General features: G+C 42.0%; 19 protein-coding genes. 9 read left to right on the forward strand and 10 right to left on the reverse strand.

Features of this window, described 5'->3' with window-relative positions; genetic code table 11:
- Positions 1-76: 76 nt before the first annotated feature.
- The 5 genes from KDN43_RS04590 to nusB all read right to left on the reverse strand — a co-directional run bounded on the left by KDN43_RS04590 (position 77) and on the right by nusB (position 3332).
- Positions 77-274 carry a winged helix-turn-helix domain-containing protein gene (locus tag KDN43_RS04590; RefSeq protein ID WP_238868502.1) on the reverse strand — a complete coding sequence of 66 codons (198 nt, stop codon included), beginning with the start codon at positions 272-274 and terminating at the stop codon, positions 77-79.
- A 116-nt stretch (positions 275-390) separates the two neighbouring features.
- A complete protein-coding gene (coaE, locus tag KDN43_RS04595; protein WP_238868503.1) occupies positions 391-996 on the reverse strand; it encodes a dephospho-CoA kinase in 606 nt (201 codons plus the stop codon).
- Between the two features lie 63 nt (positions 997-1059).
- On the reverse strand, positions 1060-2052 hold the full coding sequence (locus tag KDN43_RS04600) for a YbbR-like domain-containing protein (RefSeq protein WP_238868504.1): 993 nt from the start codon (positions 2050-2052) through the stop codon (positions 1060-1062).
- Between the two features lie 12 nt (positions 2053-2064).
- Positions 2065-2379 (reverse strand): preprotein translocase subunit YajC, encoded by a 315-nt coding sequence (yajC, locus tag KDN43_RS04605; RefSeq protein ID WP_238868505.1) that lies wholly within the window; start codon positions 2377-2379, stop codon positions 2065-2067.
- 26 nt (positions 2380-2405) lie between these two features.
- Complete coding sequence (gene nusB / locus KDN43_RS04610; RefSeq protein WP_238868506.1) at positions 2406-3332, reverse strand: transcription antitermination factor NusB; 927 nt, start codon at positions 3330-3332, stop codon at positions 2406-2408.
- Positions 3333-3681: 349 nt separating this feature from the next.
- Here nusB and KDN43_RS04615 point away from each other — a divergent pair, with 349 nt between their 5' ends.
- The 4 genes from KDN43_RS04615 to KDN43_RS04630 all read left to right on the forward strand — a co-directional run bounded on the left by KDN43_RS04615 (position 3682) and on the right by KDN43_RS04630 (position 7666).
- A complete protein-coding gene (locus KDN43_RS04615; protein WP_238868507.1) occupies positions 3682-5589 on the forward strand; it encodes a beta-N-acetylhexosaminidase in 1908 nt (635 codons plus the stop codon).
- 270 nt (positions 5590-5859) lie between these two features.
- Positions 5860-6438 carry a 50S ribosomal protein L25/general stress protein Ctc gene (locus KDN43_RS04620; protein WP_238868508.1) on the forward strand — a complete coding sequence of 193 codons (579 nt, stop codon included), beginning with the start codon at positions 5860-5862 and terminating at the stop codon, positions 6436-6438.
- Positions 6439-6574: 136 nt separating this feature from the next.
- Positions 6575-7135: an aminoacyl-tRNA hydrolase gene (gene pth / locus KDN43_RS04625; protein ID WP_238868509.1), complete on the forward strand. Its 561-nt coding sequence runs from the start codon at positions 6575-6577 to the stop codon at positions 7133-7135.
- Positions 7136-7261: 126 nt separating this feature from the next.
- Complete coding sequence (locus tag KDN43_RS04630) at positions 7262-7666, forward strand: RNA-binding S4 domain-containing protein (protein ID WP_238868510.1); 405 nt, start codon at positions 7262-7264, stop codon at positions 7664-7666.
- 11 nt (positions 7667-7677) lie between these two features.
- Here KDN43_RS04630 and KDN43_RS04635 read toward each other — a convergent pair whose 3' ends face one another.
- Positions 7678-8394, reverse strand: coding sequence for a 2-phosphosulfolactate phosphatase (locus KDN43_RS04635; RefSeq protein WP_238868511.1), 717 nt, complete (start codon positions 8392-8394; stop codon positions 7678-7680).
- 129 nt (positions 8395-8523) lie between these two features.
- Positions 8524-8772 (reverse strand): hypothetical protein, encoded by a 249-nt coding sequence (locus KDN43_RS04640; protein WP_238868512.1) that lies wholly within the window; start codon positions 8770-8772, stop codon positions 8524-8526.
- 201 nt (positions 8773-8973) lie between these two features.
- Here KDN43_RS04640 and kdsA point away from each other — a divergent pair, with 201 nt between their 5' ends.
- From kdsA to KDN43_RS04655, 3 genes are all read left to right on the forward strand, one after another.
- Entirely contained in the window at positions 8974-9768 is a 795-nt protein-coding gene (gene kdsA / locus KDN43_RS04645; RefSeq protein WP_238868513.1) for a 3-deoxy-8-phosphooctulonate synthase, read from the forward strand.
- Positions 9765-10340, forward strand: coding sequence for a Maf-like protein (locus KDN43_RS04650; protein WP_238868514.1), 576 nt, complete (start codon positions 9765-9767; stop codon positions 10338-10340). Before kdsA ends, KDN43_RS04650 begins: the two co-directional genes overlap by 4 nt.
- Positions 10341-10472: 132 nt before the next feature.
- Complete coding sequence (locus KDN43_RS04655) at positions 10473-11861, forward strand: aspartate kinase (RefSeq protein WP_256448720.1); 1389 nt, start codon at positions 10473-10475, stop codon at positions 11859-11861.
- Between the two features lie 104 nt (positions 11862-11965).
- On the opposite strand, the gene hflX is transcribed toward KDN43_RS04655, so the two are convergent.
- The 3 genes from hflX to mnmA form a co-directional block, all read right to left on the reverse strand.
- Positions 11966-13189 (reverse strand): GTPase HflX, encoded by a 1224-nt coding sequence (hflX, locus tag KDN43_RS04660; protein ID WP_238868516.1) that lies wholly within the window; start codon positions 13187-13189, stop codon positions 11966-11968.
- Between the two features lie 16 nt (positions 13190-13205).
- Positions 13206-13706: a hypothetical protein gene (locus KDN43_RS04665; protein ID WP_238868517.1), complete on the reverse strand. Its 501-nt coding sequence runs from the start codon at positions 13704-13706 to the stop codon at positions 13206-13208.
- 119 nt (positions 13707-13825) lie between these two features.
- Positions 13826-14890, reverse strand: a complete 1065-nt coding sequence (gene mnmA, locus KDN43_RS04670; protein WP_238868518.1) for a tRNA 2-thiouridine(34) synthase MnmA — start codon at positions 14888-14890, stop codon at positions 13826-13828.
- Positions 14891-15120: 230 nt separating this feature from the next.
- Between mnmA and recJ the strand changes: the two genes are divergently transcribed.
- Both recJ and KDN43_RS04680 read left to right on the forward strand, forming a co-directional pair.
- Positions 15121-16836, forward strand: a complete 1716-nt coding sequence (gene recJ, locus KDN43_RS04675) for a single-stranded-DNA-specific exonuclease RecJ (RefSeq protein WP_238868519.1) — start codon at positions 15121-15123, stop codon at positions 16834-16836.
- Between the two features lie 20 nt (positions 16837-16856).
- A complete protein-coding gene (locus tag KDN43_RS04680) occupies positions 16857-18779 on the forward strand; it encodes a RecQ family ATP-dependent DNA helicase (protein WP_238868520.1) in 1923 nt (640 codons plus the stop codon).
- The last annotated feature ends 4 nt before the right edge of the window (positions 18780-18783 follow it).

An 18783-nucleotide genomic window follows, 5' to 3' on the forward strand; every position in this document is an offset into this window, starting at 1 on the left:
TACTTAATAATAAAAAAAGCTGTCATAATCGACAGCTTTTTCAAATCTTTTTCATTTAAACGATGAATTTTGCATATCAGCTCAGTGAAACAAAAAGCTCTTTTCCCACTGTTTCGAAAGCAACTTTCCCTTCCCTTGCCAGCCATCCGAGTGCAGCATAAAGGTCTTTATCGGTTAATTTCGATGCTTTTTTAATCTCTTTCACGTTTTGCCGACCGTTAACATCCAGGACAGACCAAACTTTTCCGGCATTAGCCCCAATTTTCTCAATCATCCTTTTTAATAAATTAAACTATATAACCTAAAATTTGAATGGGTAAAGGTAGTACTATATTTTAAAAAAAACAATTTATTAAAAAAAATGGACTGTTTTAATGGCCTGATAAGTATCTATTTATTGGTTTCTTTCACAAAAGGGAGTGAAATGCTTGACAAAAAGTCATCAATCTGCCTAATCAGAGAGTGCCGGTTGTCATTATAAATTATAAAATCGGCATATTTTATTTTTTCTTCTTCAGGAAGTTGCTTGTTCATTCGCTCTTCCACCTGTCTTCTGATGATTTCATCACGCTTTATAACTCTTCCTATACGAATTTCCGAAGGTGCAGAGACCATTACCACTTTATCGGTGAACCGGTGAAACCCGGCTTCAATAAGAAGGGCGGCGTCAATTACAACAAGCTGATAACTTGTTCGTTGACCGCACCATTCGATAAAATGTTTTGCCAACTCTGGATGAATAATTGAGTTCGCTAAAGTGGTTTTATCCTTGTCCTGGAAAATAATTGAAGCAAATTTCTCCCGGTCTAATTTTCCATCTTTGTAGAACCCTTCCCCGAAGTGGAAGGTGATTTGCTCCTTTATATAGGGAGAGGTGTCATTCAGGTTTTTGGCCTCTTTGTCAGCATCAAACACTGGTATGCCATGCAACCGGAAAATTTCACTTACAACCGATTTACCACTTCCAATACCCCCCGTGACACCTATAATCATCATTGCTCTTCCTATTCAGGTTTGTAATTTCATTAGCTATTTTTCACGTTATAACTATTTAAATCATCACAGTTCCTTGCTTTCGAAGAGAAACTCCACCGAAGATGGTGAAATACGCGGATTGATGATTGAAGACGGGCTTTTTGTGAGTATGAGTTCAACGCGCCCACCCTCGTTATTGTGAAATTCCCTGTAGTCGAGTTCAATTTCAAAGTCTTCAGGGATGATTTTCTTGTACTCTTCAAGTGTAACAGAGAAAGAGACGTTAGCACGAGAGGGAAAAAATTTAACATCCATTTTTTTAGGTAAATGCGATGCCTTTATAGGAATTTCAAATGAGCGCTCAGTGTACTCTTCTATCGGGATATAAATTTCTACCTCTTGAGGCGAAAACTTAACACCTTCTACACGGTTAATTTTAATTGGCAGCTGTGATGTGGCTCTGAGATTTTTAAAAACCGTGTATTCAGTAATGGCTGATTCAAGTTTGTCGAGTGATTGCTTAGAACCGTATGCAGTTACTGTCTCGGGAATAAATACTGCGCTGTCTGCAATTAAATTTGCTCTGCTGGTTGTGATCTCACCATCGAACGTAACCGGTAACTTCTTACTCTGCAATTTAGAAGTAGCCAGTGAAATATTCATTGGGTAATATCCTCTTATATTGGTGCCGGGAGCAAATTTTGAACGAATAAGCTGACGGTACTGATCGCCCTGAAGAACTTTGCTGCCATCTTCGGTTATTTCTGCCACATTTATTTCCAGAGAATCTCTTTTTGTGATATCGAGAAGAAAAATTTCAGAACCTTTGTCGGATACGCTGATTTCAATAAAGTGAGGCAGAGGGTTGTCGAAAACCACATCTTCAGGAATATTGGTATATTTTAGAGGGATCCGGTAATTGCCTTCCACATTATCTTTTTGAAAAAACAGCATTAACCAGAAAATAAAAGCCAGCACCAAAAAAAAGGAAAATGCAAGCAGATTTTTCCAGGGTACATTGGAAAAAAACGCTTTGACTATGGGTTCCCATTTATTGATGATAGCTTTTATTCCCATCTAAAATACTGTTTAGTTAGGCTGTGTTACGTCAACTGAAGAAGCGTAAACCGATCCTTTTTCAAATTTTATTTTCACTCCATCGGCAACTTCTATCAGAAACCAGGTATCACCAACCTCTTTTATTCTTCCGTGAATGCCACCTGATGTAACAACTTTATCACCCACCTTCATCGCTTCGCGGCTTTTCTGCAGTTCTTTCTGTTTTTTCTGCTGGGGGCGGATCATGAAGAAGTAAAATACTGCAATAATTGCAACCATCATTAAGAGGGTGCTGCCCATACCGGTTACTCCTCCTCCTTGTGTCGCTTGTAATAAAATATTCATACGATATTGATATTTATAGTTTATAATTAATTTTTAAAGATAAGATTTTCTTTTTTCATTTCCTGTACAATGGCGTCCAATATTCCGTTGATGAATGTTCCGCTTTTGGGTGTACTGTATGACTTGGCTATCTCGATATACTCGTTTAACGAAACACTGGTTGGAATTGATTCAAATGTGGATATTTCTGAGAGAGCTACCTGCATGATAACAAGATCCATGAATGCAATACGTTCAAAGTCCCATTTATCGGTATGTTTCTCTATCAGATTCCGGTATTTTTTTTCGTTCAAAATAGTATTATGCAGCAGCTTAAGTGCAAACTCCCTGTCTTCTTCATCTTTAAACATTGGTAATAATGGCTGTTGGGCACCTTTCTCTTCAGAAAATTTCCTGATAGTTTTCATCACGAAGGATTGCACAATCTCCACATCATCGTTCCAGTAGATGCATTCGTCCTCCAGAATGTCATCCAACTCCTCGTTCTGGTAAAGAAACTTTTTGAAGGCTTTCCGCCAGAATTCCCGATCTTCATCATATGTGGGAGAGACTATTTCAGTATACTCTCTATATGCCTCGGAAGAGACGATGGTGTCAAGTAGATTTTTGATAAATCCTTCGTTACCATCCCATAACATAGGGCGTTCTGTAAGATATTTGTTAAACTGCCTGTTTTCCCGCAACTGAAGAATAAACTTATTATCTATAAGGTGAGTGTTGGGATTAAGATCTTCTTCTGTGGGAAGGAATTTATTACGTTTAGTATCCACACGGTCTTGGTACAAATTTGTAAGCTCCACCATAAGAAGAAGCATATAATAGTAAAGATCGTATGATTTTTGCAAGCCGAACATGAGCTCTTTTTCGGCGTTACGCAAATCCTTATTCGTATTCTGGTACCATGAATAGACAATCTGGACAATCCTGATACGAATTAAATTTCTGTTTATCATCGCTTAAATGAACTTATTTTGCAACTGCAAAAGTAGTTATTTTTTCGGTATTATAAACAATACTTCGGTATTTTTTTAAAAATAGCTCTTATATTTCGCTGGATATCAATAGATTATGGCACTTTTTGGGGATTTGGCATAAATCGTTGACTGTCAGTATTATAAATGAATTTTTAACGGAGCATTAATAAATACATTCGGGAGAAAAGTGGGTGTAAATGTTGAGAACATAGTGGTTAATGATGCTATGTTTAAAACAATTTATGTAAATTTGTAAAGGCAAGTGCCACAAAAAATCCAGCACTAATTGTAGCATAAGCGGAAGTTGAATTAAATAAATAATTTATCTATGAAAAAGAGTATCTTTACATTTCTACTTATCAGTTTGCTAGCAATGGCAGCCACAGCACAACAGCCAGAGCGGAAAATCTCCATTATTCCCGAGCCTGAGTCCATAGTTGAGAAGAGCGGGTATTATGTACTACCCGATGAAGTTGTAGTTGCATGCCCTTCTGGTAATGAGGGGGCGTTTGTTACAGGATTGCTTAAGGAGAAACTGTCACTTGCCCCCGGTAAAAAAGTTGTGGTGAAGAGAAATTCATCCAGCGCAAATATTGAACTCATATTAAACAGAAAGGCAGATGAGAAAATAGGTGATGAAGGTTACACGTTAAATGTAACACAACAGAAAATTTCTATTAGAGCCAACAAGCCTGCCGGGCTGCTATATGGTGTTCAGACTTTTTTTCAGCTGTTACCACCACAGATAGAGAGCAACAAAAGAGAAGAAAATGTTACATGGCAGGTCCCTTTTGTTGAAATTACAGACTACCCGTTAGTGGAATGGCGGGGGATGATGCTTGACGTGTCGCGCCACTTTTTCACGGTTAGTGAGGTAAAGCGGTTTATTGACAATATGGTGAAGTATAAATATAATATTTTTCACTGGCATTTGACAGATGACGAAGGATGGCGAATTGAAATTAAAAGCTTGCCCAGGCTTACGGAAGTGGGTGCATGGCGTACGGAACAGATAGGGTGGTTCGGAAGTTTCTCCCAGCCTCGTCCCAATGCTCCCAGAAATTATGGCGGTTATTATACGCAGGAAGAGATTAGAGATGTGATAAATTATGCCATTGAGCGAAATATTCAGGTGATGCCGGAAATTGATGTCCCGGGACACAGTTCAGCGGTGCTGGCTGCTTATCCTGAGCTTTCATGTTTCCCTGAGAGCGGCGATCATTTTGTGCGTACCGGTGCTCCTTTCCTCGACTGGAATACGGGAGGGCGCCCAGCAGCTATTTATGAGAATACCCTTTGTCCAGCCAATGAGAAAGTATATGAATTTATGGAGAAAGTGATCAGTGAAGTTGCTGAGCTTTTTCCTTTTCCATATATCCATACAGGTGGAGATGAGGCACCTTATACCTTCTGGGAAAAGAGCTCTGAAGTGAAAGAGCTGATGAAGCGTGAAGGTTTAAAGGATATGGCTTCAGTACAATCATATTTTGGTAAGAGGGTAGAGAAAATTATTCTATCCAAAGGCAAGAAGATGATGGGCTGGGATGAGATTCTTGAGGGAGGGATAACTCCCACAACTGGATTGATGAGCTGGAGGGGAACTGATTATGGGATTGAGGCTTCCAAATCTGGGCATTACGTGGTAATGAGTCCTAGCAATTATGTATATATAGACCTTATGCAGGGCGATCTTTCAACTGAACCCCGTGTGTATAATTCTTTGAGATTGAGTCAGACATACAAGTTTGATCCTGTACCGGAAGGAGCCAACGCCGACTATATTCTGGGCGGACAGGCTAACCTGTGGACTGAACAGATCTACAATATTCGCCAGGCAGAATATATGGCCTGGCCTCGCGGTTTTGCAGTGGCTGAGTCGCTATGGTCTCCAAAAGAGAAGAAAAACTGGGACCGCTTCGTTTCAAAGACGGAAGATCATTTCGTACGGTTAGATTATGCACAAACAAAGTACTCGCCTGCCATGTATGACCCGGTTGTATCGGTAAAAAAAGATGGCGAAGAGTACTATGTTAAGCTTACCCCCGAGATTAAAGGACTTGACATTTATACCAGTTTCGATTCCTCTTCACCTGACAATTTTTATCCGAAATATAGTGAAGCACTGAGAGTTCCTGAAGATGCCGATATCATGAGGATTATTACATATAGGGATGACAAGCCAATAGGGCGGCTTATGAGCATTAAAATAGAAGATCTGAAAAAAAGAGCAAGATAAAAAGTTGCGGAATAAAAAGAAAATCACTACCTTTGCGCCGCTTTTTTAGGCCCACGTGTGATGGGAAATAAAGAAAGCAACTATTTCTTTAAGCTGAATGGGCAGGGGACAAATTCATTTGAACATTGCATTGGCGGGAAATAGCCTGACTTTTGTGAACTATTTTCTTAAGCATTTTTGGCAAAAGACAAGTTTAATTGCGCTTTGCTGTTATTAGGAATAGTTTGAATAAGTTGAACTTTATTTTGAGTAACACAAACAATTTTTAAAATGAAAAGATTTGAATTAAAAGGCGAGATCAGGGATGATTTCGGGAAAAAGGCAGCAAGGGCATACCGCAGTGAAGGGCTTATACCTTGCGTTGTTTACGGTGGACATGGTCAGGAAAACGTAAATTTTGTAGTGAAAAGCGGAGATGTGCGTAACTTGATTTATACACCTGAGGTTTTTCTGGTAAATCTTGATCTTGGGGATAATAAATTATTGGCCGTTCTGAAAGAAGTTCAGTTTCATCCTGTAAAAGATACTATTCTTCATATCGATTTCCTGCATGTGTTCGATGATGTGCCGATAGTGATTGAATTACCCGTGCGCTTGACAGGCTTGGCTGCCGGAGTGAAAGCCGGAGGTAAGTTGTCTCTTGATATGCGTAAACTGAAAGTTAAAGCTCTGCATACCAAGTTGCCCGAAGAGCTGTTGGTAAACGTGGATGAATTGGAGTTGGGCAAATCTATTCAGGTTGGACAGCTTAGCTTCGAGGACCTTGAGGTATTGAATGCCAAGAATGCAGTTGTGTGTCGCGTCCAGCTGACCCGTGCTGCCAGAGGTGCTGCTGCAAAAGCTGAATAACAGCGGTAAGCTAAGGCGGATACTACTTGGTTTACACTAAAATGATAAAATGAAACGAGCATGAAAATCATTATCGTTCAAGTATATGATTAAAGCGAGTTTCATACGATACATTTGAAAAAATAGTTTTAATCGTATGAAATATTTGATAGCGGGATTGGGAAATATCGGGCCCGATTATGAGCAAACCCGCCACAATATTGGGTTTATGGTGTTGGACGCTTTTGCAAAGGCGTCCAATGCTGTTTTTGAAGATAGGCGGTATGGTTTTGTAGCTGAGATGCGGCTCAAAAACAGATCGTTAATCCTTCTTAAACCCTCTACCTTTATGAACCTGAGCGGCAACGCCGTTAGATACTGGCTGCAGAAGGAGAAGATTGAAAACAGCCATCTTCTAGTTGTGGTTGATGATCTGGCTCTGCCTTTTGGCACACTTCGACTGAAAGCTAAAGGGAGTGATGCAGGCCACAACGGGCTAAGACATATTCAAGGCCTTATTGGGCAGAATTATCCGCGTCTCAGGTTTGGCATAGGTAGCGATTTTCATCGTGGCGGACAGGTCGACTTTGTGCTTGACGAATTCACAACAGAGGAGAAGCTGCAACTGCCAGAACGAATTGAAACCGCCGTGGACATTATACGCAGTTTTTGCCTGGCGGGTATAGATATAACTATGAATGATTATAACAACAGATAGGGCGTGAATGACATATTGAGTGGCAGTAGTATTTATGCTGACATTCAATGAATAATGAATAATAATTTTTTATTACGAAGATTTTTTAGGTGCAAACTTATCAATAAAATTTAGAGTTTCACTTTCATGGATGAAGTACGGATAGATAAATGGTTGTGGGCAGTACGAATTTTTAAAACACGTACAATTGCCACCGATGCCTGCAAGAAGGGGAGAGTGATGATTGACAACATTACGGTAAAGCCTTCCAGAACTATTCGTGCGGGCGAGGTTGTGCAGGTGCGAAAATCCCCGATCACCTTTTCATTTAAGGTACTCGCTACTGCGGACAAACGTATGGGTGCGAAGATGGTGCCTCAGTTTATGGAAAATGTTACTTCGCCCGAAGAATACGAAATACTTGAGATGAACAAGATCAGCGGTTTTGTCGACAGGCAGCGAGGTACGGGCCGCCCTACTAAAAAAGAGCGTCGTGATCTGGAACAGTTTACCGGGTCTTTCAGTATGGACGACTTCGACTGGGATGAGTGAGGACATTGCCCTCATGACAACGCTTTCAATCTTTTTGTATAGCTGTCGTAATAAGGTACAATTTTAACAGTGTCAGGTCTTAGGCAGTAATCAGCATCACCTTCGGCGCCGTTGGCTTTAAGTCGTCGGTAATGATCACTTTCTTTAAGATATGCCAGCGGGTCTTGTTTTGCCTGTTTCCACAATTCAAGGGCTATCCTCAACGAATCTGAGCCGATAAGCATTTTCGATATACCTGATATTTTTTCAGCAAAGGCACCACCGAAAAGCATATCTTCAATATTTACCCTGTTGTTCCATCCAGCACAGATAATCACAACCCTCTCAGATTTCTCTGCGCATTTCTCAGCTAATGCTCCTATATTGGAAAAGGTGCCTACATATAGTTTCTTGCTTTCACTCCCCATCTCAATGGCTCTTGTACCATTTGTTGTGGTAAACACAATTTCCTTTCCTGCAACTTTTTCACGTATGTAGTCGAACGGAGAATTGCCAAAATCGGCAAAATCACATTTGCGTGTATCTCTTTCAGCACCTACAAGAAATTCTTCCGATTTGTATCGCTTAGCCTCCTCTATATCAGCTACGGGGATTATCGCGGTTGCACCATTGTGTAGTATTGCGCACATTGTGGCAGAAGCCCTGAAGACATCCACCACTACAACGGTGTCATTTCCTCTTTTGTAAAATGGATAGAGGGCGGGGGATGGACAGAGATCAACTATCATCTTTTTTCTGCAAAGATAGCAATAACAAACATTTCTATCCCCTCAATATGGAACATAATCCCGGATTATTTCGGACAGGATCCCTGTTATCTTCTTTGTTGAAGGCAATATATGCAAAAAATATATCTACTATTGTCGCATCATTTTACCCTCTTTTTCATATTCCTTGCGAATCCTTTTCAACAGGTCATCTGCCGAAATAGTGGCTGATTTATTATCCACTGTTTTTAGGCCGGCATACTGAATTACGTTTACAATATTTGCTCCTGTCAAATGATATTTGCGTGCGATCTCTTCCAGGTCTATCTTCGTTTTGTTTTCTGCTACATGTGGAAAATAGTTTCTCCAGAGCTGTAAGCGTTCCGAAGTTAGCGACAATCAAAAAATAGAGATTGAGGTGAACGGGACTTTTCTTGTGCTGGAATATTTAATAAAACGTATATCCGAACATTAACTCAAAATATTTATCTTTGTATCGGGTAAAAGGTTATGTTGAAAAATTTCAGCTAAAAGCAATATGCATGAGTTGTAAAACCACTTAAGGTTAAAGTTTTGGTTAATAATGTTAAAAATAAAACAATGGATTTTTCCTATTTAGAATCAGGGAATTTTTTTCTGCTTGCCGGGCCTTGCGTCATTGAATCTGAAGATATGGCATTGAGGATAGCGGAAAAAATTAAAGTGATCACCGAAAAATTAGGCATTCCATATGTCTTTAAAGGTTCATATCGCAAAGCGAACCGTTCGAGAGTTGACTCCTTTACAGGGATAGGTGATGAAAAAGCGTTGAAAATATTGGGCAAGGTGCGCGACACTTTCGGCATTCCGGTTGTTACTGATATCCATGAGAGCTCTGAAGCCGAGATGGCTGCGGGCTACGTTGATATGCTGCAGATACCGGCTTTCCTTTGTCGCCAGACCGAACTGCTTGTTGCCGCAGCAAAGACGGGGAAGGTGGTTAACATTAAAAAGGGCCAGTTCCTTTCACCCGATGCAATGCGGTTTGCTGCGCAGAAGGTGAGTGACTGCGGTAACCAAAAGGTGATACTCACGGAGCGGGGCACCACTTTCGGATATGGAGATCTGGTGGTCGATTTTCGTGGAATACCCACTATGAAAGAGTTTGGTTTTCCCGTTGTGATGGATGTGACACACAGCCTGCAACAGCCTAACCAGGTATCGGGTGTGACGGGCGGGCAGCCTCAGTTGATAGAAACCATTGCAAAAGCGGCAATAGCAGTGGGTGCCGACGGTTTATTTATTGAAACGCATCCTGATCCTGAAAATGCCGGGTCGGATGGAGCAAATATGCTTCCGCTAAACCTTCTGGAAGATCTTCTGGTAAAATTAACCAGGATTCGCGGCGTATTATGAAGTTGACCAGTTACAGAATTATTTTGGCTTCCAACTCACCGCGACGCAGGGAGTTGCTTTCCGGTATCGACGTTCAGTATGAACTTCGCTCATTACCCGGTATCGACGAAGCATACCCCGATACACTTCCCCATGAAGAGGTCGCAGAGTTCCTCGCACGGAGAAAAGCATCTGCTTGTCTTCCGGAGTTAAGAGATGATGAGCTGATTATCACAGCAGACACTGTTGTGTTGCTCAATGGCATGATACTTGGGAAACCGGCTGATAAAGAAGATGCAAAACGTATGCTTCGCCTCCTTTCAGGAGAGACTCACCGAGTGGTAACAGGTGTCTGTCTCACCTCTGCTGTGAAACAGGTCGCTTTTTCCGATGTAGCACATGTAACATTCGGGGTGTTGAGCGACGAAGAGATTGATTATTATGTATCAGCTTACAATCCAATGGATAAGGCAGGCGCATACGGTGTGCAGGAGTGGATAGGCTACATTGCTGTAGAGCGCATTCAGGGATCATATTTTAATGTAATGGGTTTACCGGTTTTTAAGGTTTACAGGGAGCTTAAGAACTTCTGAAAGGATGCTCGGCGATAGAAAGTATAAAGTAGAAACAAATATATAGATTAATCATCTATCTTTGTTTGCTGAAGCAGTTCACAATCGGGACTTATAATTTATAATCCGTATTAATAAATATCCATTTTTCATATGCTTACAGTAGAAAAAATAGGGGGTACCTCAATGTCCCAGTTTCAGGACGTATTGCAGAATATTATCATAGGGAACCGAAAGAGCGATCAGCTATATAACCGGATTTTCGTGGTTTCGGCTTACAACAACGTGACCAACTGGCTGCTGGAACATAAGAAAACAGGTGAGCCGGGTATCTATAATAAATTCCTTAACGGGGAAGATTACAGTAGCGCACTGGACTCATTTTGCCAGCGTCTTCTACTTATAAACGACGGGTTTGCCGATTATGGTCTGGACCTGAAAGAGGCAAGAGACTTTATCCGGTTTCGTGTTGATCAGGCCAAGACTGTTTTGTACAGCCTTGGAAAGGTGTTGGCATCGGGATATGTAAACCGTACCGATATCTATCTTGCTGCCCGCGAAATACTGGCATCCATCGGGGAGGCCCATTCGGGATGGAACTCCGTAAATATGCTTAACAACAACGGCATTAATGCACGGTTTATCGATCTTTGCGGCTTTAACGACAATGAGCCTTTAACAATTGACAAGCGAATACACAAGGAGTTCAGTGGAATTGACTTTAGCAATGTGCTGTGTATCGCAACCGGCTATACCAAGGGCACAGAAGGTATCATGCGCGCCTTTGACAGAGGTTACAGCGAGGTTACTTTCAGCAAGATTGCCGTTGAGGTGAAAGCCGAAGAGGCAGTTATTCACAAGGAGTACCACCTCTCGAGTGCCGATCCCAAGATTGTGGGTGTGGAGAACAGTATCCCTGTTGGCCATACTAATTACATAATTGCTGATCAGCTGGCTGATATCGGTATGGAGGCTATTCATCCCAAAGCGGCTAAACCTCTCGAGTTGGCCGGGATCAATATTCGAATAAAGAACACATTCGATCCCGATCATCCCGGTACTCTTATTTCCCGTGATTATATTTCGCCCGAACCGCGAGTGGAGATAGTATCAGGGTCGCGCAAGGTGACTGCAATAGAGATACACGACCCTATGATGGTGGGAGAAGTAGGTTTTGACGGGCGAATTATGCAGTATTTCGTGAAGTATGGGGTGAGCTACATTCTTAAATCGACCAATGCAAACTCAATAACCATGGTTGTATGGGAGAACGAAAAAAGCAACGAACTAATTAAGGTTTTAAATGATGTGTTTTATCAGGTAACCGCAAAACCTTCTGCCATTGTCTGTGTAATGGGAAGCAATATTGCAATGCCCGGTTTTTTGTACAGAGCAGCAAAAGCACTATATGAGAATGGTATTAATATAGAGAGTTTTGCCCAATCGCTTATGCAGGTCAATATGCAGTTCGTAATTGCACGCGAGCAATATGAGGATGCTGTAATTTCGCTGAACAGAGAGCTATGTAAGATGGACAGATAGAACGCCATAACGTGTAGTTATGCGCTACCGGCAGGCAGTTTAGGGTTGTTTGCTGTTTTGGCTGTAATTATGTTTTTTCAAAAAACTGGAGTATTAACTATTTTTTATTCTTCCTCAAATATTTGGTATAAAAAATCGTTATAGGGGAAGCGTTGAATATGTATCTCCTTCACCTTATCGTAGATAAGTTGTTTCAGAACTTCAATATTCTCTTTCTCTTTAGCAGAGATGAAAATGCAGTTTTCTTTTATCTTACTTAGCCATGTTTGTTTAAGCTCTTCAAGTGTATAGTTTTCACGTTTTTTTGGCGTAAGGTCGTCTTCATCTTTAACGACATGTGTAAAAGCATCGATCTTGTTAAAAACCAGGATTGACGGTTTTTCGGTATCATCGATCTCGTAGAGAGTCTTCTCTACCACATTTATCTGCTCTTCGAAAGCAGGATGTGAAATGTCCACCACATGCATGAGGATGTCAGCTTCACGCACTTCGTCAAGCGTCGATTTAAACGATTCTATAAGGTGAGTGGGCAGTTTGCGTATAAATCCGACAGTGTCGGTAAGCAGAAACGGCAGGTTTTGCACTGTAACCTTTCGTACAGTGGTATCAAGAGTTGCGAATAGTTTGTTCTCAGCAAAAACCTCACTCTTGCTTAGAAGGTTCATCAGGGTCGATTTTCCTACGTTTGTGTAGCCTACCAGGGCTACACGTACCAGTTTACCCCGGTTCTTTCGTTGTACGGACTTCTGTTTGTCGATATCTTTCAGTTCCTGTTTCAAACGGGTAATCTTGTCGAGAATGATTCGTCGGTCGGTCTCCAGCTGTGTCTCACCCGGCCCGCGCATAATGGTCCCCCCGCCTCCCCTCTGCCTCTCAAGGTGAGTCCACATTCGGGTGAGCCTGGGAAGCAGGTACTGGTATTGTGCCAGCTCAACCTGTGCTTTGGCGTGGGCTGTCTTTGCACGCATCGCGAAAATATCAAGAATAAGGCTTGTACGATCCATAATGCGTACCTGAAGCTCCCCCTCAATATTACGGAGCTGCCTGGCAGACAACTCATCATCAAATATCACAACGCCAACTTCATTCTCTTTGTCTTTCACGTAGTCCTCAATCTCCAGGAGCTTTCCCTTGCCCACAAATGTAGTGGAGTTGGGTATATCCATACGCTGGACAAAGCGTTTCCCCGGTGCAAGTCCTGCCGTCTCGGCAAGGAATGCCAGCTCATTCAGGTACTCGTTCACCTTTTCTTCGTTCTGCTCGGGTGTGATGAGCCCGACCAGAACGGCGGTTTCATTTTTAATCTCGTTGACAATAAAGTCTTTCATATAATTGGTCTATTTTTCAAAACCAGAATCCTATTCCGGCGGTAAAAACAGCCTGCGAATAATTTTGAATGAACTGGTATTTCAATTCAAAATTTGCCCTGATCTTGTAGCCTATGTCATGTTGGAACCCACCTCCAAGGTTAATACCTATACGGTGATCACTCCGGCCCTCTGTGAGGATATCTCCTTTTATTGTTGCTTCGTGTTTCCAATTTGAAAAGTGTACGCCTGTTACCGGGTAGAGTGATGACGAGAGAGAAATAGGAATAATGAAATGGGCATCGGTATCTATCATCCACATGCTTTCACCTTTTCGCTCAAGAAAATGGGTAAATGAGGGTGCAAACCGTATATTGTTGGCATAATAGTAGTGAATATGAACCCCGCTTCCGGGGCTGTTTATTCCCGATCCGTAACCCACATGGGCGCCTGTGCCAATGGTACCATCGAATTGTGCAGCTGCTTTAGAAAGGGGCAATAGCAGAAAAACTGAGAGTAAGGAGGCGATTTTTTTCATATTCTATTGTTTTTTATACTAAGCGGATTAAGGGGCAGAAACTGTTGAGTAAAACTTTTATATCCGGTCAGTGTGTTACTGCCGCAAAGTTAGTAAAACGGGGCGAAAAATCAAACAGATCAGATAATCATACCGCTGCCCAGGCATAAACGGCACTCTTTGTCATACACAACGCCAAACTGTCCTGCAGCTATCCCCTGTATGGGTTTATCGGAGTAAATACGGTACATATCGCCTATTTTGGAAATCTTTCCACTGGTGAATTCTGGTGTATGCCTTATTTTGAACGTTATCTCTTTCTCGTCATCGAAGTCGCCCCACACATCTCCGGTAATAAAATCAAAGCCCTGAAGATTGATAACTTCTCCGTATTGATGTTTAGTATCGTATCCTTTTGAAACATATACTATATTCCTGTCTACATCTTTTTTTATCACGAACCAGGGGCCACCACTCAATCCAAGCCCTTTGCGCTGGCCGATGGTGTGGAACCAGAACCCCTGATGTTTTCCCAGTATATTGCCAGTTTCAAGCTCAACTATAAGCCCTTCCTTACGCCCCAGATATCGTTCAATAAAATCGTTATAATTTACTTTCCCTAGGAAGCATATTCCCTGGCTGTCTTTGCGTTGCGCCGATGGCAGTTTCTGCTTTGCAGCAATTGCCCGTACTTCCGATTTAAGCAGGTTGCCAATGGGGAACATCAGCCTGGATATCTGTACATAGTTTATCTGTCCCAGGAAATATGTTTGGTCCTTAACGCGGTCTTTCGCCGTAGAGAGCCAGGTCAGGCCCTCTTGTTCTGTTGTTGTTGCATAATGGCCGGTGGCAATCTTGTCGAAACAGTGTCCCCATTTTTGTTCAAATATTCCGAACTTTATCAGCTTGTTGCACATCATATCGGGATTGGGAGTAAGGCCTCGTTTGACTGACTCAATTGTGTATCGGACTACGCTGTCCCAATATTCCTTGTGTAACGATACAACCTCGAAATTGCAGCCATATTTAGCAGCAATGTATGACACTATCTCTATATCTTCCTCCGAAGGACAATCAATATAGCCGTCTTTGTCTTCCATCCCTATTTTTATGTAATAAATTGTCGGATCGTAGCCCATCTCTTTCAACTGATGCACCACAACCGAACTGTCTACTCCGCCTGAAACTAAAGCTGCTATCTTCATTTTTATTGAAATTGATTTGCAAAGTTACGAATAAGAATTGAATAGCAGAAAATAGGTTATTTAATGTTTAAAATAATCGAATCAAGAAAAAATAGTATTACCTTTACATCTTCGGATTGGTCTGTAAACAAGCCATTGCCGAGATACGCCGCGGCAGGGAGTAATACCTGAGTGAGCCGCTTGCCCCGTGGAAATTCGGGCCTGAGAGATAAAATAAAAAAACGATATAAATGACTTACAGATGGAATTACTCAACCCTGTCAAACGACCAAAAAAATAAAAAAAATGAGTTAGCTGAAGAATTAAATTTACATCCCGTACTTGTTGAATTGCTTTTTAACAGAGGAATAGAAACGAAAGAAGAGGCAAACAGGTTTCTATATCCTAAGCTTGAAGATTTGCACGATCCTTTTCTTCTTCCTGATATGGATAAAGCAATCTTGAGAATTGAAAGGGCTATTGGCAACAAGGAGCGAATTCTTGTTTACGGGGATTACGATGTGGATGGCACAACGGCAGTTTCGTTGGTGTACAAATTCTTTCGCGGGATAACAAGTAATATTGATTATTATATTCCCGACCGGTACGATGAAGGGTATGGCATTTCGTTTCAGGGAATCGATTATGCTCTAAACACGGGTGTAAAGCTCATAATCTCTCTCGATTGCGGCATCAAAGCGGTAAGTAAGATCGCTTATGCTAAAGAAAAAGGTATTGACTTTATTGTTTGTGATCATCATATGCCTGATGATCAGCTCCCTGATGCTGTTGCTGTTGTAGATGCAAAAAGGTTAGACTCGGTTTATCCATATGATGATCTTTCAGGGTGTGGTGTAGGTTTTAAGCTTGTACAGGCATTTTCGCAACGAAACGGTTATCCTTTCTCTGATATTGAGCCATTGCTCGACTTGGTGGCAGTGAGCATTGCATCCGATATTGTGCCGTTAACCGGTGAAAACAGGGTGATGTTTCATTATGGCCTTAAGCAGCTTAACTCCAATCCCAGCTTTGGGCTACGTGGTATTATCGAGATATGCGGGCTGCACAGGAAACATATTACGGTAAACGATATTGTTTTTAAAATTGGGCCTCGCATCAATGCATCAGGAAGGATGATGAACGGGAAGGAAGCGGTTGACCTGATGCTGGCAAACGATATGACTGCAGCCAGGGAGAAAAGCAAGAATATTGATAAATATAATGAAGATCGTCGTGAGCTTGATAAGAAGATCACTGATGAGGCTATTGAATATATAGAGAACTACATCGATATAAGTAGCCATAAGAGTTTTGTGATTTATAACGAAACGTGGCACAAAGGCATTGTGGGAATTGTGGCTTCTAGGCTTACCGAAAAATATTACCGTCCTGCAGTGGTCCTCACAAAATCAAACGGGTTGATTTCCGGTTCAGCCAGGTCGGTACCAGGTTTTGATGTATATAAAACCATAGAGTCGTGCCGTGATATACTTGAGAATTTTGGTGGTCACACCTATGCTGCCGGATTGACTCTGCGAGAAGAGAACCTGGAAGAGTTTACCACGCGTTTCAATACGCTATCTTTCGACGGCATTGAGCCAAGGATGATGCTGCCTCAGATTACTGTAGATGCTGAGATAACATTGTCGGAGATTACCTCTTGTTTTGTTGAGGGCCTCTCTCTTTTTAACCCGTTTGGCCCTGAGAATGAGAATCCTGTGTTTTTGACCAGGAACGTTTTCGATTCCGGAAACAGTAAGCTTGTTGGCAAGGGATACCGCCATATTAAGCTTGAGGTTATTGATGAAACAACCGAAAATCCCATGCCTGGCATCGCTTTTTGTCAACATGAATATTACAAGCGTATAAAAGAGGGCCTGCCAATAGATATCTGTTATACAATAGAAGAGAATACGCATGGGAACAAAACGTTCACACAGTTGATGGTTAAGGATATTAGGGGATAAGTAAGACAGGAGTATTGCTTATGCAGTCAGATTTGTTTCACAATATTCTTTATGAGTTCTGGGGATATTCTTCATTTCGTCCCTTGCAGGAAGAGATTATACAGTCTGTATGGGAGGGAAGGGACACCCTTGGATTGATGCCTACTGGCGGCGGAAAGTCGCTGACCTTTCAGGTGCCGGTGATGGCAATGAAAGGTATATGCCTTGTTGTAACCCCTCTCATATCGCTCATGAAAGATCAGGTGGACAACCTTCGCGAAAGAGGTATTAAGGCTGCAGCCGTATATTCCGGCATGTCACGTGACGAAATAATAACCACACTTGAAAACTGCATTTTCGGAGATTTTAAGTTTCTGTACGTCTCCCCTGAACGTCTTTCCTCCGACATATTCATTGCCAAGCTGCAGGCCATGGATGTGTGCCTGTTGGTGGTAGATGAGTCGCATTGTATTTCACAATGGGGGTATGATTTTCGCCCCTCTTACCTTAAGATTGCCGGAATACGCGGTTTGCTGGAGGGGATACCTGTGCTTGCTCTCACAGCTACAGCCACCAAAGAGGTTGTTGAGGATATACAGGATAAGCTCCTTTTTAGGGAGAAGAGGGTTTTTCGAAAGAGTTTTGCACGCGATAACTTGTCATATGTTGTGAGGACAGCAGATAATAAGGTAGGGGAGCTGATACATATTCTGCAGTCGGTGCCCGGGGCAGGTATTGTATACGTAAGGAGCCGCAGGCAGACGAAAGAGATAGCACAGTATCTTCGTAATGAGGGTATCTCCGCCAATTTTTTCCATGCCGGGCTTCCGAATGAGGAGAAAATTGGGAGGCAGAATGCCTGGATGCAGGACAGCTGCCGGGTGATGGTGGCAACAAATGCATTTGGAATGGGTATTGACAAGCCCGACGTACGTACAGTTGTTCATATGGATCTGCCCAGCTCACCGGAAGAATATTTTCAGGAAGCTGGCCGTGCCGGTCGAGACGGAGAGCGCTCCTATTCCATTATTCTCTATACAAAAGCTGATAGTGACAAGCTTAGGAAGAGGATTTCGGACTCATTCCCCGGCAGGGACTTCATAGTAAGGGTTTACGATGCTCTTGGAAATTACTATCAAGTGGCCGTGGGAGCCGGATATAACAGTGTATATGATTTTAGCCTCCATGAGTTCTGTATGCCTTACAAGCTTCCATTCCTGCCCACTCACCATGCCCTCAAAATATTGGAGCTGGCCGGATACATAGAATATACGGAAGAGATAGATATGCGTTCAAGAATTCGAATTCTTATTTATCGTGACGAGATGTATTCTCTACATCTGGACAAAAGGTCAGAGGAGGTTCTTCACTGTATCCTCAGGAGTTATACCGGTGTCTTTTCAGATGATGTCTATATTGACGAATCTATGCTGGCATCAAGGACAGGTATGAGCCGTGCGGAGGTATATGATATACTCACCTCTCTGTCGCGGCTACGATACGTAAGGTATGTACCGCAGAAAAAAACGCCTTTCATTGTTTTTACAACCTCTCGTGAGGATCCTAAGTTTGTAACCATTCCCAAAGCAGTTTATGAAGAGAGGAGAAAGCGTTTTGAGAAAAGGATATACTCTATGATAGAGTACGCTGAGGAGGAAGATGTTTGCCGCAGCAGAATGTTGCTGGCCTATTTCAGCGAGGCAAATCCTCAAGATTGCGGCCATTGCGATGTATGTTTGAGGAAAACCGAAACAGGCTTAACAAACTACCAGTTTCGTGTGATTGCCGGACAACTGAAAAGTACATTGCAGTCAGACGGACCGATAAGGTTTAATCACCTGGTCGATTCGGTTCCGGAAGAGAGTCGTGATGATGTTATTCTTGTACTTAGGTATTTGATTGATGAGAATGAGTTTTTGCTGAAAGATGATGAGGTGTCAATAAAAAACACTCACCTGGATTGATAGA

Source organism: Proteiniphilum propionicum, assembly GCF_022267555.1.
Classification (GTDB): Bacteria; Bacteroidota; Bacteroidia; order Bacteroidales; family Dysgonomonadaceae; genus Proteiniphilum; species Proteiniphilum propionicum.

Coding starts and splice junctions, on each gene's coding strand:
- KDN43_RS04620 (WP_238868508.1), top strand. CDS start 5,860: ATGAAAAGATTTGAATTAAAAGGCGAGATCAGGGATGATTTCGGGAAA.
- KDN43_RS04635 (WP_238868511.1), bottom strand. CDS start 8,394: ATGATAGTTGATCTCTGTCCATCCCCCGCCCTCTATCCATTTTACAAA.
- KDN43_RS04630 (WP_238868510.1), top strand. CDS start 7,262: ATGGATGAAGTACGGATAGATAAATGGTTGTGGGCAGTACGAATTTTT.
- KDN43_RS04655 (WP_256448720.1), top strand. CDS start 10,473: ATGCTTACAGTAGAAAAAATAGGGGGTACCTCAATGTCCCAGTTTCAG.
- KDN43_RS04680 (WP_238868520.1), top strand. CDS start 16,857: ATGCAGTCAGATTTGTTTCACAATATTCTTTATGAGTTCTGGGGATAT.
- recJ (WP_238868519.1), top strand. CDS start 15,121: ATGACTTACAGATGGAATTACTCAACCCTGTCAAACGACCAAAAAAAT.
- KDN43_RS04665 (WP_238868517.1), bottom strand. CDS start 13,706: ATGAAAAAAATCGCCTCCTTACTCTCAGTTTTTCTGCTATTGCCCCTT.
- KDN43_RS04650 (WP_238868514.1), top strand. CDS start 9,765: ATGAAGTTGACCAGTTACAGAATTATTTTGGCTTCCAACTCACCGCGA.
- hflX (WP_238868516.1), bottom strand. CDS start 13,189: ATGAAAGACTTTATTGTCAACGAGATTAAAAATGAAACCGCCGTTCTG.
- KDN43_RS04590 (WP_238868502.1), bottom strand. CDS start 274: ATGATTGAGAAAATTGGGGCTAATGCCGGAAAAGTTTGGTCTGTCCTG.
- nusB (WP_238868506.1), bottom strand. CDS start 3,332: ATGATAAACAGAAATTTAATTCGTATCAGGATTGTCCAGATTGTCTAT.
- KDN43_RS04600 (WP_238868504.1), bottom strand. CDS start 2,052: ATGGGAATAAAAGCTATCATCAATAAATGGGAACCCATAGTCAAAGCG.
- coaE (WP_238868503.1), bottom strand. CDS start 996: ATGATGATTATAGGTGTCACGGGGGGTATTGGAAGTGGTAAATCGGTT.
- KDN43_RS04615 (WP_238868507.1), top strand. CDS start 3,682: ATGAAAAAGAGTATCTTTACATTTCTACTTATCAGTTTGCTAGCAATG.
- pth (WP_238868509.1), top strand. CDS start 6,575: ATGAAATATTTGATAGCGGGATTGGGAAATATCGGGCCCGATTATGAG.
- mnmA (WP_238868518.1), bottom strand. CDS start 14,890: ATGAAGATAGCAGCTTTAGTTTCAGGCGGAGTAGACAGTTCGGTTGTG.
- yajC (WP_238868505.1), bottom strand. CDS start 2,379: ATGAATATTTTATTACAAGCGACACAAGGAGGAGGAGTAACCGGTATG.
- kdsA (WP_238868513.1), top strand. CDS start 8,974: ATGGATTTTTCCTATTTAGAATCAGGGAATTTTTTTCTGCTTGCCGGG.